The organism is Streptomyces sp. NPDC025651 (genome assembly GCF_055558735.1).
The window spans coordinates 1,168,943-1,183,297 of record NZ_JBVHLZ010000001.1 but is presented as its reverse complement, the minus strand read 5'-3'; the positions used below and the strand labels follow the sequence as shown (position 1 = coordinate 1,183,297).

Annotated in this window: 15 protein-coding genes; 10 read left to right on the top strand and 5 right to left on the bottom strand. The window is 73.1% G+C overall.

All coding sequences use genetic code 11. From position 1 onward, the window contains the following. The first annotated feature begins 17 nt into the window (after positions 1 to 17). Together ACZ4D5_RS05560 and ACZ4D5_RS05555 are read left to right on the top strand one after the other, a co-directional pair. Positions 18 to 539 carry a DUF4240 domain-containing protein gene (locus tag ACZ4D5_RS05560; protein WP_467771492.1) on the top strand — a complete coding sequence of 174 codons (522 nt, stop codon included), beginning with the start codon at positions 18 to 20 and terminating at the stop codon, positions 537 to 539. Between the two features lie 97 nt (positions 540 to 636). Next, positions 637 to 1,662, top strand: coding sequence for a lipase family alpha/beta hydrolase (locus ACZ4D5_RS05555; RefSeq protein WP_467771021.1), 1,026 nt, complete (start codon positions 637 to 639; stop codon positions 1,660 to 1,662). Here ACZ4D5_RS05555 and ACZ4D5_RS05550 read toward each other — a convergent pair. Then, a complete protein-coding gene (locus ACZ4D5_RS05550; RefSeq protein ID WP_467771020.1) occupies positions 1,659 to 2,501 on the bottom strand; it encodes an SDR family NAD(P)-dependent oxidoreductase in 843 nt (280 codons plus the stop codon). The genes ACZ4D5_RS05555 and ACZ4D5_RS05550 overlap by 4 nt on opposite strands. A gap of 20 nt (positions 2,502 to 2,521) precedes the next feature. Beyond that, entirely contained in the window at positions 2,522 to 3,316 is a 795-nt protein-coding gene (locus ACZ4D5_RS05545) for an SDR family NAD(P)-dependent oxidoreductase (RefSeq protein WP_467771491.1), read from the bottom strand. Positions 3,317 to 3,456: 140 nt separating this feature from the next. Here ACZ4D5_RS05545 and ACZ4D5_RS05540 point away from each other — a divergent pair, with 140 nt between their 5' ends. Then, positions 3,457 to 4,107: a TetR/AcrR family transcriptional regulator gene (locus ACZ4D5_RS05540; protein ID WP_467771019.1), complete on the top strand. Its 651-nt coding sequence runs from the start codon at positions 3,457 to 3,459 to the stop codon at positions 4,105 to 4,107. A 3-nt stretch (positions 4,108 to 4,110) separates the two neighbouring features. On the opposite strand, the gene ACZ4D5_RS05535 is transcribed toward ACZ4D5_RS05540, so the two are convergent. Together ACZ4D5_RS05535 and ACZ4D5_RS05530 are read right to left on the bottom strand one after the other, a co-directional pair. Then, complete coding sequence (locus ACZ4D5_RS05535; RefSeq protein WP_467771490.1) at positions 4,111 to 5,289, bottom strand: PP2C family protein-serine/threonine phosphatase; 1,179 nt, start codon at positions 5,287 to 5,289, stop codon at positions 4,111 to 4,113. A 101-nt stretch (positions 5,290 to 5,390) separates the two neighbouring features. Next, positions 5,391 to 5,879, bottom strand: a complete 489-nt coding sequence (locus ACZ4D5_RS05530; RefSeq protein WP_467771018.1) for a GNAT family N-acetyltransferase — start codon at positions 5,877 to 5,879, stop codon at positions 5,391 to 5,393. Between the two features lie 110 nt (positions 5,880 to 5,989). Here ACZ4D5_RS05530 and ACZ4D5_RS05525 point away from each other — a divergent pair, with 110 nt between their 5' ends. The 3 genes from ACZ4D5_RS05525 to ACZ4D5_RS05515 all read left to right on the top strand — a co-directional run bounded on the left by ACZ4D5_RS05525 (position 5,990) and on the right by ACZ4D5_RS05515 (position 9,164). After that, positions 5,990 to 6,895, top strand: a complete 906-nt coding sequence (locus tag ACZ4D5_RS05525; protein WP_467771017.1) for a TIGR01777 family oxidoreductase — start codon at positions 5,990 to 5,992, stop codon at positions 6,893 to 6,895. Between the two features lie 266 nt (positions 6,896 to 7,161). After that, a complete protein-coding gene (locus tag ACZ4D5_RS05520) occupies positions 7,162 to 8,526 on the top strand; it encodes an NAD(P)/FAD-dependent oxidoreductase (protein ID WP_467771016.1) in 1,365 nt (454 codons plus the stop codon). A 263-nt stretch (positions 8,527 to 8,789) separates the two neighbouring features. Further along, positions 8,790 to 9,164: a hypothetical protein gene (locus tag ACZ4D5_RS05515; protein ID WP_467771015.1), complete on the top strand. Its 375-nt coding sequence runs from the start codon at positions 8,790 to 8,792 to the stop codon at positions 9,162 to 9,164. 162 nt (positions 9,165 to 9,326) lie between these two features. Here the strand turns inward: ACZ4D5_RS05515 and ACZ4D5_RS05510 are convergent, their stop codons facing one another. Beyond that, positions 9,327 to 10,772 carry a regulator gene (locus tag ACZ4D5_RS05510; protein WP_467771014.1) on the bottom strand — a complete coding sequence of 482 codons (1,446 nt, stop codon included), beginning with the start codon at positions 10,770 to 10,772 and terminating at the stop codon, positions 9,327 to 9,329. A 218-nt stretch (positions 10,773 to 10,990) separates the two neighbouring features. Here ACZ4D5_RS05510 and lipB point away from each other — a divergent pair, with 218 nt between their 5' ends. The 4 genes from lipB to ACZ4D5_RS05490 all read left to right on the top strand — a co-directional run bounded on the left by lipB (position 10,991) and on the right by ACZ4D5_RS05490 (position 14,152). Further along, the gene (gene lipB, locus ACZ4D5_RS05505) at positions 10,991 to 11,830 is read left to right on the top strand and encodes a lipoyl(octanoyl) transferase LipB (protein ID WP_467771013.1); all 840 of its coding nucleotides are present in this window, start codon (positions 10,991 to 10,993) and stop codon (positions 11,828 to 11,830) included. A gap of 122 nt (positions 11,831 to 11,952) precedes the next feature. Further along, positions 11,953 to 12,918 carry a lipoyl synthase gene (locus ACZ4D5_RS05500; protein WP_362331365.1) on the top strand — a complete coding sequence of 322 codons (966 nt, stop codon included), beginning with the start codon at positions 11,953 to 11,955 and terminating at the stop codon, positions 12,916 to 12,918. A 292-nt stretch (positions 12,919 to 13,210) separates the two neighbouring features. Further along, a complete protein-coding gene (locus ACZ4D5_RS05495; RefSeq protein ID WP_055697444.1) occupies positions 13,211 to 13,414 on the top strand; it encodes an SCO2195 family GlnR-regulated protein in 204 nt (67 codons plus the stop codon). Between the two features lie 30 nt (positions 13,415 to 13,444). Next, complete coding sequence (locus ACZ4D5_RS05490) at positions 13,445 to 14,152, top strand: DUF4191 domain-containing protein (protein WP_467771012.1); 708 nt, start codon at positions 13,445 to 13,447, stop codon at positions 14,150 to 14,152. Positions 14,153 to 14,355 lie beyond the last annotated feature (203 nt).

The following is a 14,355-nucleotide window of genomic DNA, read 5'->3' as shown; positions in this document are numbered from 1 at the left end:
CCGATGCTTGACCCGTGATGGACGAGACGGAGTTCTGGGAGATCGTGGACCGTACTCGTGAGGCCGCCGGCGGCGACCCCGAGGACCACGCCGAGCTGCTCGTCGAGAGACTGCTGCAGTCCGATCCGGACTCCGTCGTCGACTTCGCCCGCCACTTCGAGTCCCGCTACAACCGCGCCTACCGCTGGGACCTGTGGGGCGCCGCCTGGGTGCTGCTCGGCGGCGCGAGCGACGACGCCTTCGACTACTTCCGGTGCTGGCTGATCGGCCAGGGCAGGGAGGTCTTCGAGGGCGCGGTGCACGATCCCGACGCGCTCGCCGACCTCCTTGACGACTTCGACGAGGAGCTCGACGGGGACGGCGAGGAGCTCGGCTACGCGGCGGACGAGGCGTACGAGCAGCTCACCGGGGTCGTCGCCCCCGATCTCGGCATCCCGCCCGCGCCGCCGGAGCCGGAGGGCACGCCGATCGACTTCGAGGACGACGCGGTGATGGCGCAGCGGTATCCGAAGCTGTGGGACCGCTTCATGGCGGACTGAGCGGCTTCCCGGACGGCTCAAGGGGCGGTACGGGGGCGCGCCCGCGCGGGAAACGTGAGGCACCGATGATCCCGTCGAGCCTCCCCCAGGAGACCCCGTGTCCCGTACCTCGCACTCCTCCCCCGCCCTCCGCTCCTCCCGCGGCTTCCTCGTCCGTGCCCTGCTCACCGCGCTGGCCGTCACCGCGACCGCTGCCGGTCCCGCCACGGCGCGGTCCGCGCCCGCCGCCGACCCGATCCCCGCGGCGCGGAAGCTGGCCACCCCGAACATGGGGGCGTTCGGCGTCAACGACTGGTCCTGCAGGCCCGGATCCGGCCATCCGCGCCCCCTCGTCCTGGTGCACGGCACCTTGGAGTCCGGGCTGATCTGGAAGAAGACCGCACCGGTCTACAAGGCCGCGGGGTACTGCGTCTTCGCCCTCGACTACGGCAGGACCGGCGGCGCGCTCAGCCTCGTGGCGGGCGGTGTGGGGCGGGTCGCCGAGTCCGCCAAGGAGCTCGCCGTGTTCGTGGACGGGGTCCTCGCCGCCACGGGCGCCGGTCAGGTGGACGTCGTCGGGCACTCGCAGGGCGGGATGATGCCCCGCCAGTACATGAAGTTCGAGGGCGGCGCGAAGAAGGTGCGCACGCTCGTCGGGATCTCCCCCTCCAACCACGGCACGCGCTCGGAGTTCCTGGACTCGCTGTTCAAGGACGACTGGGGTCTTGCCGCCCTGCTGGCGCCCGTCGCCGCCCTGCTGCCCACCGGGGACATCCTCGATCTGCCCTGCCCCGCCTGCACGGACCAGATGGCGGGCTCGACGTTCCTGACGCGGCTCAACGCAGGCGGCGACACCCTGCCCGGTGTGACGTACCAGGTGATCGCCAGCAAGTACGACACCGTGGTCACCCCGCCCCGGGAACAGTTCCTGCAGGGCGACAAGGTCAGCAACGTCTACCTGCAGGACGTCTGCCCCGACAACCGGGCCGGGCACCAGCGCACCGCGACGGATCCGCTGGCCACCCGCATCGCGCTGAACGCCCTGGATCCCGCGCACGCGGTCAAGCCGTCCTGCCCGGGCCCGCTCGGCTCCCTGCTCACCTCGGTCCTCGACCTGCCGGCCGCCCTGCTGGGGCTCGGCTAGACGGCGCCGAGGTCGAGGCAGGGGTTCGTGCGGCCGAGGATCATCTCCGTACGCGGCGGCAGGCCCGCGTCGATCATCTCCGGCTGCGGCGTGACCCAGTAGCGGCCCTCGGCGATCTGCTCGAAGCAGCGGCGCGCGTGCTCCTCGGCGGTGATGCCCTGGGCGTCGGCACGCGCCTGGAGCCGCGCGTTGAAGCCCGCGACCTCGGGCGGCGTGCCCTCGCCGGGCTCCGCCGCCCGGAAGATCTCGCTGCGCACGGAGTCCGGGAGCACGACGGACACCTGGATGTCCGCCCGCTTCATCTGGAGCTCGTACGCAAGGGACTCGGTGAGCGCGAGCGTGCCGAACTTGGTGGCGCTGTAGGGCGCCATCAGCGGGCTCGGGAAGAGGCCGCCGACGGAGGAGACGTCGACGATCCACGCCTTCGTGCCGCGTTCGAGCAGGCGCGGCACGAAGGAGCGGATGCCGTTCACGTATCCGCCGACGTTCACGCGCAGGGCCGCGTCCCAGCGCTCGGCGGGGATCTCCCAGGAGTAGCCCATCGCCATGATCCCGGCGTTGTTGACCAGCAGGTCGACGGCGCCGAAACGCTCGTACGCACGGTCGGCGAGCGCGTCGACGGAGGCCGGGTCCGCGACGTCGGTGGGGACGGCCTCGACCTCGGCGCCCGCCGTGGCCAGCTCGTCGGCGAACGCCGCGAGGCGCTCGGCCGCGATGTCGGCGAGGACGAGCCGCATGCCGAGGGACGCGGCGTGCCGGGCGAACCCGGCGCCGATCCCCGCGGACGCCCCGGTGATGACGGCGGCCTTGCCGCCGAAGGTCTCTGCCGCGGTGCTCATGGTCGTGGGCCTCCTCCGGCTCAGAAGTGGGTGCCGCCGTCGACGCGGACCTCGGTGCCGGTGATGAAGCGGCCGTCGTCCGAGGCGAGCATCGCGACGACCGAGGCCACCGTCTCGGGGCCCGCGAAGCCCTGGCCGAGGGCGGGGGCGAGCTTCACGAACAGGCTCATGTCGGCGTCCTCGGGCAGGCCGGGTCCCACGCTCTGGCGGCTCGCGCCGGAGCCGTCGGTCATGCCGGAGGAGATGGATCCCGGCTGCACGGCGGTGAAGCGGATGCCCTGCTTGCCGTACTCACTGGCGAGGGCGTGCGTCATGGACTGGATGCCGCCCTTGCTCGCCGCGTACGCCGCCATGTACGGGTGGGCGAACATCGCGGACGTGGAGCTGAAGTTGACCACGGCCGGGCCGTTGCCCCGGAGCAGCGCGGGGATCGCCTCGCGGATCATCAGGAACGTACCGGTGAGGTTGACGGCGATGACCTGGTTGAAGGCGTCGAGGGTGGTCTCGTGGGTGTGCGAGGAGCGCAGGATGCCCGCGGCGTTCACCAGCACGTCCAGGCCGCCGAGCGCGGCGGTGGCGGTGGCCACCGCGGCGCGGACCGAGGCCTCGTCGGCGATGTTCACGACGACGGTGGTGAGGCGCTCCGCGTCGGCGCCGGCCTTGGCGACGGTGTCCTTGAGGCCGTCCTCGCTGACGTCGGCGGCGACGACCGTGCCGCCCTCGGCCAGCATGCGCAGCACGGTGGCCTGGCCGATGCCGGAGCCGCCACCGGTGACCAGGGCGCGGCGCCCCTCGTAACGGTTCAGGGTCTGCATGGCGCTCGTGGCGTTCATGGCGTTCTCCCACTCACTCTCGCAATGGTTCCACTTGTGCGTTACACGTTACGCCTGCATGGCACGTTGTGCCACTTCGACCTGGCGTGCCTACCTGGCTCGTGCGGCGTAGGCTTCGACGCGTGAGCACCCAGTCGTCCACCCCGCCCCTCTCCCTCACGGAGCGCCGCAAGCTGGCCACCCAGCTGGAGATCGCGCACGCCGCGGCCGAGCTCTTCACCGCGCACGGACCGGGCGGCACCACGGCCGAGGCCATCGCAGGCCGGGCCGGGGTCTCGCTGCGCACCTTTTACCGGTACTTCCGCACCAAGCAGGACGCGGTGGGCCCGCTGCTCGCCGTCGGCGGGGAGCGCTGGCGCGCGCTCCTCGCCGCGAGCGAACCGGGCGCGGACCTCCCCGATGCCCTGCGGAGCGCGATCTCCGAGGCGCTCGCCGCGCCGGACGAGGCCGCCGCGGACGGGCTGCGCCAGGCCCGCGGGCTGCTGCGCGCCGCCGTGGACGATCCGGCGCTGCGGGCGGTCTGGTACCGCGTGAACCAGGAGTCCGAGGACAGGCTGCGCCCCGTCGTCGCGGAGCTCGCGGGCGAGGGCGCGAGCGCCCTGGAGGTCCGCCTCGCGGCGGCCGCGGCGACGGACGCGATCCGGATCGCCCTGGAGACGTGGTCGGAGACGGACGCGGACGTCACGGGCCCCGGCTCGCCCGCGGACCTCGCCGTGCGGTGCCTGCGGGAACTCATGGGCGGGATGGGGCTGTCGACCCGGGCGCGGGACTGACCGTCAGGGCGCTCGGCGGGGGCCCGGCTCCGGACCTCTCTCCGACTCCGGGCCTCGCTCCGGTTCCGGACCTCGCTTCGGTTCCGGTACGAACACCATCATCGTCACGTCGTCCCGCACCCTCCCCGCGTGGCGCTTCACGTCCCGCCAGATCCGCTCCGTGAGCTCCGCGGGGTCGTCCAGGAGCGACGCGTCGGCCTTGACCAGCGCGCCGATCCGTTCGGGCAGCGGGTAGAAGGCGCCGGACGCGTCCCGCGCCTCGCTCACCCCGTCGGTCAGCGCGAGCAGCAGGTCCCCGGCGAGCAGCGGCACCGTCAGCTCTTCGGGCGGCGCGACGCCCGCGATGCCGAGGCCCAGCGGCGCGCCCGGCGCCACCGCGAGCTCGGTGACCTCGGCGCCGCGCAGGAGCAGGGGCGGCGGGTGGCCGCAGGAGACGACGCGTACGACGGAGGAGTCGTCGGGGAACTCCAGGAGCACCGCCGTCGCGAACAGCTCGGCGTGCTCGTCCCCCGCCGAGTCCACGACGAGCCTGCGGTCGAGACGGGCCGCGACGCCGTCCAGGTCGGGCTGGTCGAGGACCGCCTCGCGGAACGCGCCGAGCAGCGAGGCGACGGTGCCGACGGCGGCGAGTCCATGGCCCTGCACGTCGCCGACCAGCGCACGCGTCCCGCACGGCCCCCTGCGTACGTCGAAGAAGTCGCCGCCGACCAGCGTGCCGCGCTGCGCTGCCTGGTAGAGCCCCGCGCAGCGCACCGCCCCCACCTTCTCGGGAAGCGGCGGGAGCACGGCGAGCTGGGCGGCCTCCGCGACGGTGCGGACCGTCACGAGCTGGGCGTCGCGGCGGCTGCGCAGCCAGGAGAAGAGCACGCTGAGCAGCGCCACGAAGGCGACCGTCGCCGCGTCGCTCTCCCCGGGTCTGTCGAGCCCGAAGCCCGGCAGGGCGATCAGCGCGATGGAGGCACCACCGAAGACCGCGGTGGCCGCGGGGCCGTAGGCGAGGGCGGCGAGCGGCGGGACGGCGGCGAGCAGGAAGCCGAGGTCGACCGGCTTGGGCGTGGCCAGCTGGACGACGCAGATCAGGGCGAGCAGCACGGGCGGCGCGCCGCGCACCCAGCGGGGCGGCGGCGCACCGCGCAGCCAGCCCCACTCCTCCTGGTCCCGACGACTGGCCGCGGCCCTGATCACCGGTGCGCTCCTTCCCGCGTACGTCTTCACGCTCCTACGCGCGCGTGGCGGGCGCACCCCGGGCCGGTCCGCGAGGTGTGTTCGCCCCAAGGGGGGTCTCAGAGAAGGCGGCCCATGAGGACGTCGTCGACGTACGCCCCGTCGAGCAGGAACTCGCCGGGCAGGACGCCTTCGATGACGAAACCTTCCGCTTCGTAGAGCTTGCGGGCCGGGGTGTTGTGCCCGAGGACCCGCAGCGTGATGCGGAGCGCGCCCTGGCGGCGGGCCTCGTCCATGGCGGCCCGGATCAGCCGCCTGCCGACGCCGCGGCCGCGCGCCTCCTCGGCGACGACGAAGCCCTGGATCTGGCGCACGTGCGCGTTGACGAGCAGCGGGGTGGGGAAGCCGAGCTTCACATAGCCGATGATCCGGCCGTCCCACTCGGCGACCAGGTGGTCGCGGGGGCCGAAGCGGTCGTTGAAGAAGGGCTCGAAGGGGGGTTCGGGACGGGGCTGGACCGCGTGCAGCGTGGACCACGTGTCGCGGTCGAGGCGGGCGAGCGCGTCGTCGTCCTCGGGCAGTGCGGTGCGTATGTGCATGTCCGGCATGGCGCCACTGTACGGCGGGCGGACCGCGCGCCACCGCGGCTTTACGGGCAGCGCCGCCACGGGCCTCCGGGGCAGGTCCCCGGCCGCCGTTTCGCGGCAGGATGGGGTCCATGGAAACCACACAGTCCCGCGTCGCCGTGGCCGGTGCCTCCGGGCTCATCGGCACGGCGCTGACGCGGTCCCTCGCCGCCGACGGGTACGACGTGGTGCGGCTGGTGCGCAGGGCGCCCCGCGCCAAGGACGAGGTGCGCTGGGACCCCGAGAAGGGGTACGTCGACACGGCCGGGCTCGCGGGCTGCTCCGCGGTCGTCAACCTCGCGGGCGCGGGCATCGGCGACCACCGCTGGACGGCCGCCTACAAGCGGGAGCTCAGGGACAGCAGGGTCCTCGGCACCCGCGCGCTCGTCGCCGCCATGACCTCGCTCGACGAGCCACCGCGGGTCTTCGTGAACGCGAGCGCGATCGGCTACTACGGAGACACGGGATCGCGCGCGGTGGACGAGAGCGCGCCCGCCGGTGAGGGCTTCCTGCCCGCGCTCTGCGTCGAGTGGGAAGAGGCCGCGGCGCCCGCGCAGGAGGCCGGCATCCGCACCGTCCTCGCCCGCAACGGCCTGGTGGTGGGCCGCGAGGGCGGGGCCTGGGGGCGCCTCTTCCCGCTCTTCAAGGCGGGGCTCGGCGGGCGCCTCGGCAACGGCCGGCAGTACTGGAGCTACATCGCCCTGCACGACGAGGTGGCCGCCCTGCGCCATCTCGTCGACACGGAGTCGCTGTCGGGCCCGGTCAACCTCACGGCGCCCGATCCGCTCACCAACCGGGAGGTGACGGCCGCGATGGGGCGGGTGCTGCACCGGCCCACGCTCCTGACGGCCCCCGCGCCCGCGCTGCGCGTGGTGCTCGGCGAGATGGCCGGGGACGTGCTCGGCAGCCAACGGGTGCTGCCGACCCGGCTCCTGGAGTCCGGCTTCTCCTTCGCGTTCCCCGGCATCGACGAGGCGATCCGGGCTGCGCTGAGGTAGGGGCCGGGGCGGCGCCGAGGCCGGGATCGGGGCGGCGAGGCCCGGGAAACGGAGCGTAGGGGCCGGGGAAGCGGAGCGAAGAGCTCGCGGGGGCGTGGCGGCGGGGCTCGCGGGGGCCGGCCGTGCGACCGGCGTGCGACCGTGCCCGGTGCATGCGCGAGTGCCCCGGACCGGAACCACTCCTACCCTCGTGCCGAACTCGGGTATTCCCTGGCCCTGTCGGGGGCATCAGGACCCCACAAGCCGCGCGACCTCGGGAGGGGCACGTGCCAGAGCCTGCGCACCATGCGGACGTCGTCATCGTGGGAGCCGGGGCCGCGGGGCTCTCGGCAGCGCATCGGCTGACCAGCGCCGGTGTAACGACCGTTGTCCTGGAAGCCGCCCCTTACGTCGGCGGCCGGATGTCGACCGAGAAAGTCGACGGGTTCCGCCTCGACAGGATCGGGCAGCTCCTCACCACCTCGTATCCGGAACTGCGCCGCACGCCGGGGCTCGACTCGCTCGTCCTGCGCCCCTTCGCGCCGGGCCTCCTGGTGCACAGCGAGGGGCGGCACCACCGCGCCGCGGAGCCCCTGCCCGGACGGAGCGCGAGGGGCGCACTCACGGCGGCACGCGCCCTGGCGAGCGCCCCCCTCGGACCGCGGGCCGCACGGACCCCCGCGAGGACCGCACCCGGCACCGGCCCGCGCACCGCCCCGCTGGGCAACGCCCTCGACCAGGCCCGGCTCGGCGCCGCCCTCGCCCGGCTCGCCGCGACGCCCGTCCGGCGCCTCCTGGCCCGCCCCGAACTCCCCGCCGGGGAAGCCTTGTCCGCACGCGGACTGCCCTCGCGCACCATCGAGGGCTTTCTGCGCCCGCTGCTCTCCGCCCTGCTCTGCGACCCCGGCCTGACCACCTCCAGCCGGTGCGCGGACCTCGCCCTGCACGCCTTCGCGAGCGGCCGCCTCTGCCTGCCGCAGGGCGGCGCCGAGGTCCTGCCCGAGCTCCTCGCCGCGGCCCTGCCGACGGGCACGGTCCGCACCGGCGTCCGCGTCACCTCGGTCTCCACGACCTCCGTCGCCACCGCGGAGCACGGCGAGATCCCCTGCCGCGCCGTCCTGCTGGCCACCGACGCCCGCGCCGCGGCCGAGCTGCTCCCCGGCCTGCGCGTACCGCCGTTCCACGAGGTGACGGTCGTCCACCACGCCGCGCCCGAGCCGCCGCTCGACGGGCCCGCGCTGCTCCTGGACGCCGACCGGGCGGGGCCCGTCGCCCACACCGCGGTCGTCAGCCAGGTCGACCCGTCACGCGCCCCCGCGGGCCGCGTCCTGGTCTCCTCCACGGTGCTCGGCCCGCCGCCCGACGAGCGCACCGTCCTCGCCCACCTCGCGGCCCTGTACGGCACCGCCACCCACCGCTGGGAGCTCCTCGCCGTCCACCACACCCGCGAGGCCGTGCCCGCCATGCCGCCGCCGCACGACCTGCGCCGCCCCGTGCGACTGCTCTCGGGGCTCTACGTCTGCGGGGACCACCGGGACACCGGCACGGTCCAGGGCGCCCTGCACTCGGGGCGGCGCGCGGCGCACGCCGTCCTCACCGACTTCGGCATCGCCCCCTCCTACACCCAGGAGACGCTGCCCGCCGCGGCCTGACCCATCCGACCTCTGCGCCGACCTCCGGTCCAGCTCCCCCGGAAGCCCCCGCGCCCCCCACGCGGGGGCTTCTCCCTGTGCCCGCCCGCCCCTACACCCCACCGGCCCCTGCAACTCCCCTCGCCACACGGGCAGTACACGGTTACGGTCCCACCCGGACCGCCGAGCAGCGGGAGGACCGACGTGCGTCGCACCTTGCCGGTGATATCGCTCATCCTCGGCCTGGTCATGGGAGCTTCGGCCTGGTCATGGGAGCTGCAGCCTTGCCCGCGGCCCCAGCCGACACCCCGCGCGAGGAGCCCGCCGGAGCGCAGGCCCCGCCGGACGTCGTCCCCCGCGCCACCCGCATCCTCATCGACCCGCGCACCGCCCGAGCCATCGCGCTGCCCTCCGGACGCGCCGAACTCCCGGGCCCCGCAGGCTTCACGCGCTACGGCGAGGCCGACTTCGGCTTCGGCCACACCCTGCGGCTGGACCGCTGGACACGGCTGACCCGGGTCGCGCCCCAGGGGCTCACCACGTTGTACGTCGACGGGAAGCGGGTGGGTTCGGTCGCCGCGTCGATCCCGCCGCCCCCGCAGTCCATCGGCACGGAGAAGGCGAGTCTGCGGGGTGACGTGGACGACCTGACGACCTGACGACCTGACGACGTGGGACGAGGCGTTGAGCCCCGAGGAGGTCGCGCGTTCGAGGTGAGGGGGGAGGGGCCGGACTGATCCAGTCCGGCCCCTCCACCCCGCCGCAACGGCGATCAGCCATGACGACGCGGCCCGGCGGCGCCGAACCCGCCCCGGCGACGGCTACCCCAGAGCCGCGACCCTGTCGCGATACCCCCGCACCGGAGCCGCGTCCCGGTACGGCTCCAGGCGGCGCTCGAAGTCGCGTACGTACTCATGGGCGCGCGCCGACCGCATCTCCCCCGCGGCCTGCGCGGCCTCGGCGCCCAGCTGGCAGGCCTGCTCCAGCTCGCCGAGGCCGAGCCGCGCCGTGGCGAGCACCACCCGGCAGAACAGGCGGCTGCGCGCGAAGGCGGGGGCGCGCAGCTGGAGCGAGCGCTCGGCGTGCTGGGCCGCGGCGCGGTACTGCTGCAGGTCGCGGTAGCTGTGCCCGAACTCGTCGGCCAGCTGGGCCTCGTCGAAGAACCGGGCCCAGTGCGGCACGTCGTCCCCCGGCCGCGCCGCTTCGAGCGAGCGCTCGGCGCGGACGAGCGATGCCGTGCAGGCCCGCACCTCGCCGAGCACCCCGTGCCCGCGCGCCTCCGCCGCGTACAGCAGCGACTGCACGACGGGCGGCGCCGAGGAGCCGATGCCCTGCTGGGCCACCCGCGCGAGCTGCACGGCCTCGCGCCCGTGCCCGAGGTAGACGGCCTGGCGGCTCATCGTGACCAGGACGTAGGAGCCGTAGGCCCGGTCGCCCGCCGCCTGCGAGAGGCGCAGCGCCTGGACGTAGTACCGCTGGGCGAGACCGTGGGCCGCGATGTCGTACGAGGTCCAGCCCGCGAGCCGGGTCAGATCGGCGGCGGCCGCGAAGAGCCGCCGCCCCGCCTGCTCGCCGTAGGTGCCGCGGAGCATCGGCTCGGCCTCGTGCTCCAGGTAGCGGACGAGGGCCTGGCGGGCGTGACCGCCGCCGTACGCGTGGTCGAGCGCGCGGAACAGCTCGCCGACGGAGCGCAGCGCCGCGATGTCGCCGCTGGTGACCCGCTGCCCGGGCCCGCGGTCGGGGCCCTGCCGCTGACGGGGCACCGCGGGGCGCCCCTGGACGGGCACGCGCGCGTGCCCGGGGTCGGGCTCGCCGCGTCCGACGCGCTCGTCGGCCCGACCGATCAGCCAGTCCCTGCTGGGCACCACGAGCCCGGCCGGGGTGAAGGCGATCTTCCGCAGCTCCGCGTGGCTCCCCGAGTCCTTGCGCCACAGGCCCCCGACGATGTCGACGGCCTCCTCGGGGGTCGCCGCGAACTCAAGCCCGGCGTACACCGGCGCGCACGCGTCGAGCCCGAGATCCTGGGCGGAGAGCCGGCGCCCGAGCCGTCTGGTGAAGACCTCGGCGATCAGCGCGGGTGTGGTGCCTCTGGGCTGCTGGCCGCGTAGCCAGCGGGTCACCGATGTCTTGTCGTAGCGCAGGTCGAGCCCGTGCTCGAGCCCGAGCTGGTCGACGCGGCGCGCGAGGCCCGCATTGGAGAACCCTGCTTCCGAAATGAGAGCGGCAAGCTGGCGGTTTGGGGTGCGCTGCGGGGGTCGTTCCGTCATCAGCGGTGCGGTCTCCTGCCTTCCGGGCCATGCCTTGAACAGCCCTTATGGCCTCGTGAACGGCGCGAATGTAACGGCCATCACAGCCCTCATCGCCGCCTTCGCCTCTCATTCATCCGATCGTGTGAGGAACCCGGGCTGGAGTTGCCGCCCTGGTGGGCCCGTACAGTGGCAGAGGCGCGATATGTGCACGGTGAACGTTCAGGGAGGCACCTGCCGTGAGTGAGTTTCGGTTCGTCCGGCTGGGCTTCGGCCCGGACGCCGTGGAGTACCAGGAGGCGTGGGACGAGCAGCGCCGCGTGCACGCCGCCCGCTTCGCCGACGAGGCCCCGGACACCTGCCTGCTCCTTGAGCACCCGCCGGTCTACACCGCGGGCCGCCGCACCGAGGACAGCGAGCGCCCGCTGGACGGCACCCCCGTCATCGACGTGGACCGCGGCGGCAAGATCACCTGGCACGGCCCCGGCCAGCTCGTGGGCTACCCGATCCAGAAGCTGCCGCGCCCGGTGGACGTCGTAGCACACGTGCGCCGCCTGGAAGAGGCACTTATCCGTACGTGTGCGGAGTTCGGGCTGCGGACCACGCGCGTCGAGGGCCGCAGCGGCGTGTGGGTCCTGGGCGATCCGGTGGAGCAGCGCCCGCTGCTCGGCGGGCTCTCCCTGGACTTCGACCCGCGTCTGCAGGACGACGAGTTCGACGCCCGGTTCAACGGCCCCGAGTACGCCCCGTCCAACGCGGGCCAGCGCCGCGAGGACCGCAAGATCGCCGCGATCGGCATCCGCGTCGCCAAGGGCGTCACGATGCACGGCTTCGCGCTGAACGTGAACCCGGACAACACCTGGTTCGACCGGATCATCCCGTGCGGCATCCGCGACGCGGGCGTGACGTCCCTCTCGTACGAGCTGGGCCGCGAGATCACCATCGCCGACGTGCTGCCCGTCGTGGAGCGGCATCTGCGGGACGTCCTGGAGAACGCGGAGCTCAAGCCGCGCGAGATCGAGAAGCAGGCCGACGCGGGAACCGCCGCGCCTGCCGCGGCGCAGCCCGCGACCGCCTGACGAGACACCCGGGGCTCGGGGGGAATGCACCCCATTGGCCAGAGGTTGGCCAGAAGTAAGCCCAACGACATCACGGGCGTACCCTGGTGTGCGCCGAAGAATCGAAGCTACAGGGAGCCGATGTGTCCGCAGTCGCACCCGACGGACGCAAGATGCTGCGCCTGGAGGTCCGGAACAGCCAGACCCCCATCGAGCGCAAGCCCGAGTGGATCAAGACCCGGGCGAAGATGGGCCCCGAGTACAACGCCCTGCAGAAACTCGTGAAGAGCGAGGAGCTGCACACGGTCTGCCAGGAAGCGGGCTGTCCGAACATCTTCGAGTGCTGGGAGGACCGCGAGGCCACGTTCCTCATCGGCGGTGACCAGTGCACCAGGCGCTGCGACTTCTGCCAGATCGACACCGGCAAGCCGCAGGCACTCGACCGTGACGAGCCGCGCCGCGTCGGTGAGTCCGTCGTGAAGATGGACCTGAACTACGCCACCATCACCGGCGTCGCCCGCGACGACCTGGAGGACGGCGGCGCCTGGCTGTACGCGGAGACGGTGCGCCAGATCCACGCGATGACGGCGGAGCGCGAGGCCGGCTACACCAAGGTCGAGCTGCTCATCCCCGACTTCAACGCCGACCCGGACCAGCTGGCCGAGGTCTTCTCGTCCCGCCCCGAAGTCCTCGGGCACAACGTCGAGACGGTGCCGCGCATCTTCAAGCGGATCCGCCCCGGCTTCCGGTACGAGCGCTCCCTCGAGGTCATCACGAAGGCCCGCGAGGCCGGTCTGGTCACCAAGTCCAACCTGATCCTGGGCATGGGCGAGACCCGCGAGGAGGTCAGCGAGGCACTGCGCCAGCTGCACGAGGCGGGCACCGAGCTCATCACCATCACCCAGTACCTGCGCCCGACGCCGCGCCACCACCCCGTCGAGCGCTGGGTGAAGCCGGCCGAGTTCGTGGAGCTGAAGGACGAGGCCGAGGAGATCGGCTTCTCCGGCGTGATGTCCGGGCCGCTGGTCCGCTCCTCGTACCGCGCGGGCCGTCTCTACCAGATGGCGATCGAGAAGCGTGGTGCGTACGTGGCTTCGCAGGCCGTGTGACGCGACGAGCCGCCCGCGCGTGACGCCGCGGGCCGCCCGCGCGGGAATCCACGGGCCCGCCCGCGTGTGAATCCGCGCACAAGCAGCTACCAGCCAGTAGTGGCCGTAATGACGCGGCCCGTACGATCCCCGCAGGTGAAGGGGACCGTATGGGCCGCGTCAGTGTTTTGGGCCGGAGCATCAAGGTTTCATCGGTGTTTGACCGGTCGGTCACGCCCTGGTAACACCAATCAGTGACCCTGGAATTACCGCTCGCACATCCCTACCCATAGCCGCTTTCAGGAGGGGCCCCATGCAGGCCGCGCCCGTTCGCGCCACCGCCATCCCGTCCGTCACCGACGCCCTGCGGGCCGTCGAGTCGCTGTTGATGAGCGGCGGCCAGCGCACCGCACGCCGCAACGCCTGGACTTCCGTGCTCGAGGACCGGCGCCGCGCCAAGGACCGGGTCGAGGCGCTGCGCGTACTCGAAGAGGCCGTGGCAACCCGCACGTCGTAGTCGCTTCCGGGGACACGTAGACTTCACGACATGGCGAGGAAGGAAACCACCGCGGCGGATGCGGCCGCGGAGCCAGGGCGACTCAAGCAGATCGCTCTGACCTACAAGATGACCCGGCGGGCCGACTCCAAGATCGGCCTCATCATCGCGGCTGTGGGAATCGTCACCTTTGGCGTCTTCCTCGCGATCGGCTTCTGGATCGGTCACCCGGTCTACCTGGGCATTCTCGGATTCCTGCTCGCCTTCCTCGCGATGGCGATCGTCTTCGGACGCAGGGCCGAGCGGGCCGCCTTCGGTCAGATGGAGGGCCAGCCCGGCGCGGCGGCCGCGGTGCTCGACAAGATCGGCCGCGGCTGGACGACGACCCCCGCGGTCGCGATGAACCGCAGCCAGGACGTGGTGCACCGCACCGTCGGCAAGGCCGGCATCGTCCTGGTCGCCGAGGGCAACCCGAACCGCGTGAAGGGCCTGCTGGCCGCCGAGAAGAAGAAGATGGCGCGCATCGTGGCGGACGTCCCGGTGCACGACGTCATCGTCGGCACCGCCGAGGGCACGGTCTCGCTGAAGAAGCTGCGCACGACGCTCCTGAAGCTCCCCCGCGTCCTCACAGGACCGCAGGTCACGGCGACCAACGACCGGCTGCGCGCGATGGGCGACCTGATGTCGAACATGCCGCTGCCGAAGGGGCCGATGCCCAAGGGCATGCGGATGCCGCGCGGCGGCCCGAAGGCCAGGTAACGCCCGCTTCCCCGTCTCTACGTCGACGAAGGCCCCGGAACCGATCGGTTCCGGGGCCTTCGTCTTCGTACGTCTTCGTCTTCGTACGTCTTCGTCTTCGTACGTCTTCGTCTTCGTACGTCGTCTTCGTACGTCGTCTTCGTACGTCGTCTTCGTACGTCTTCGTCTTCGTACGTCTTCGTCTTCGTACGTCGTCTTCGTAC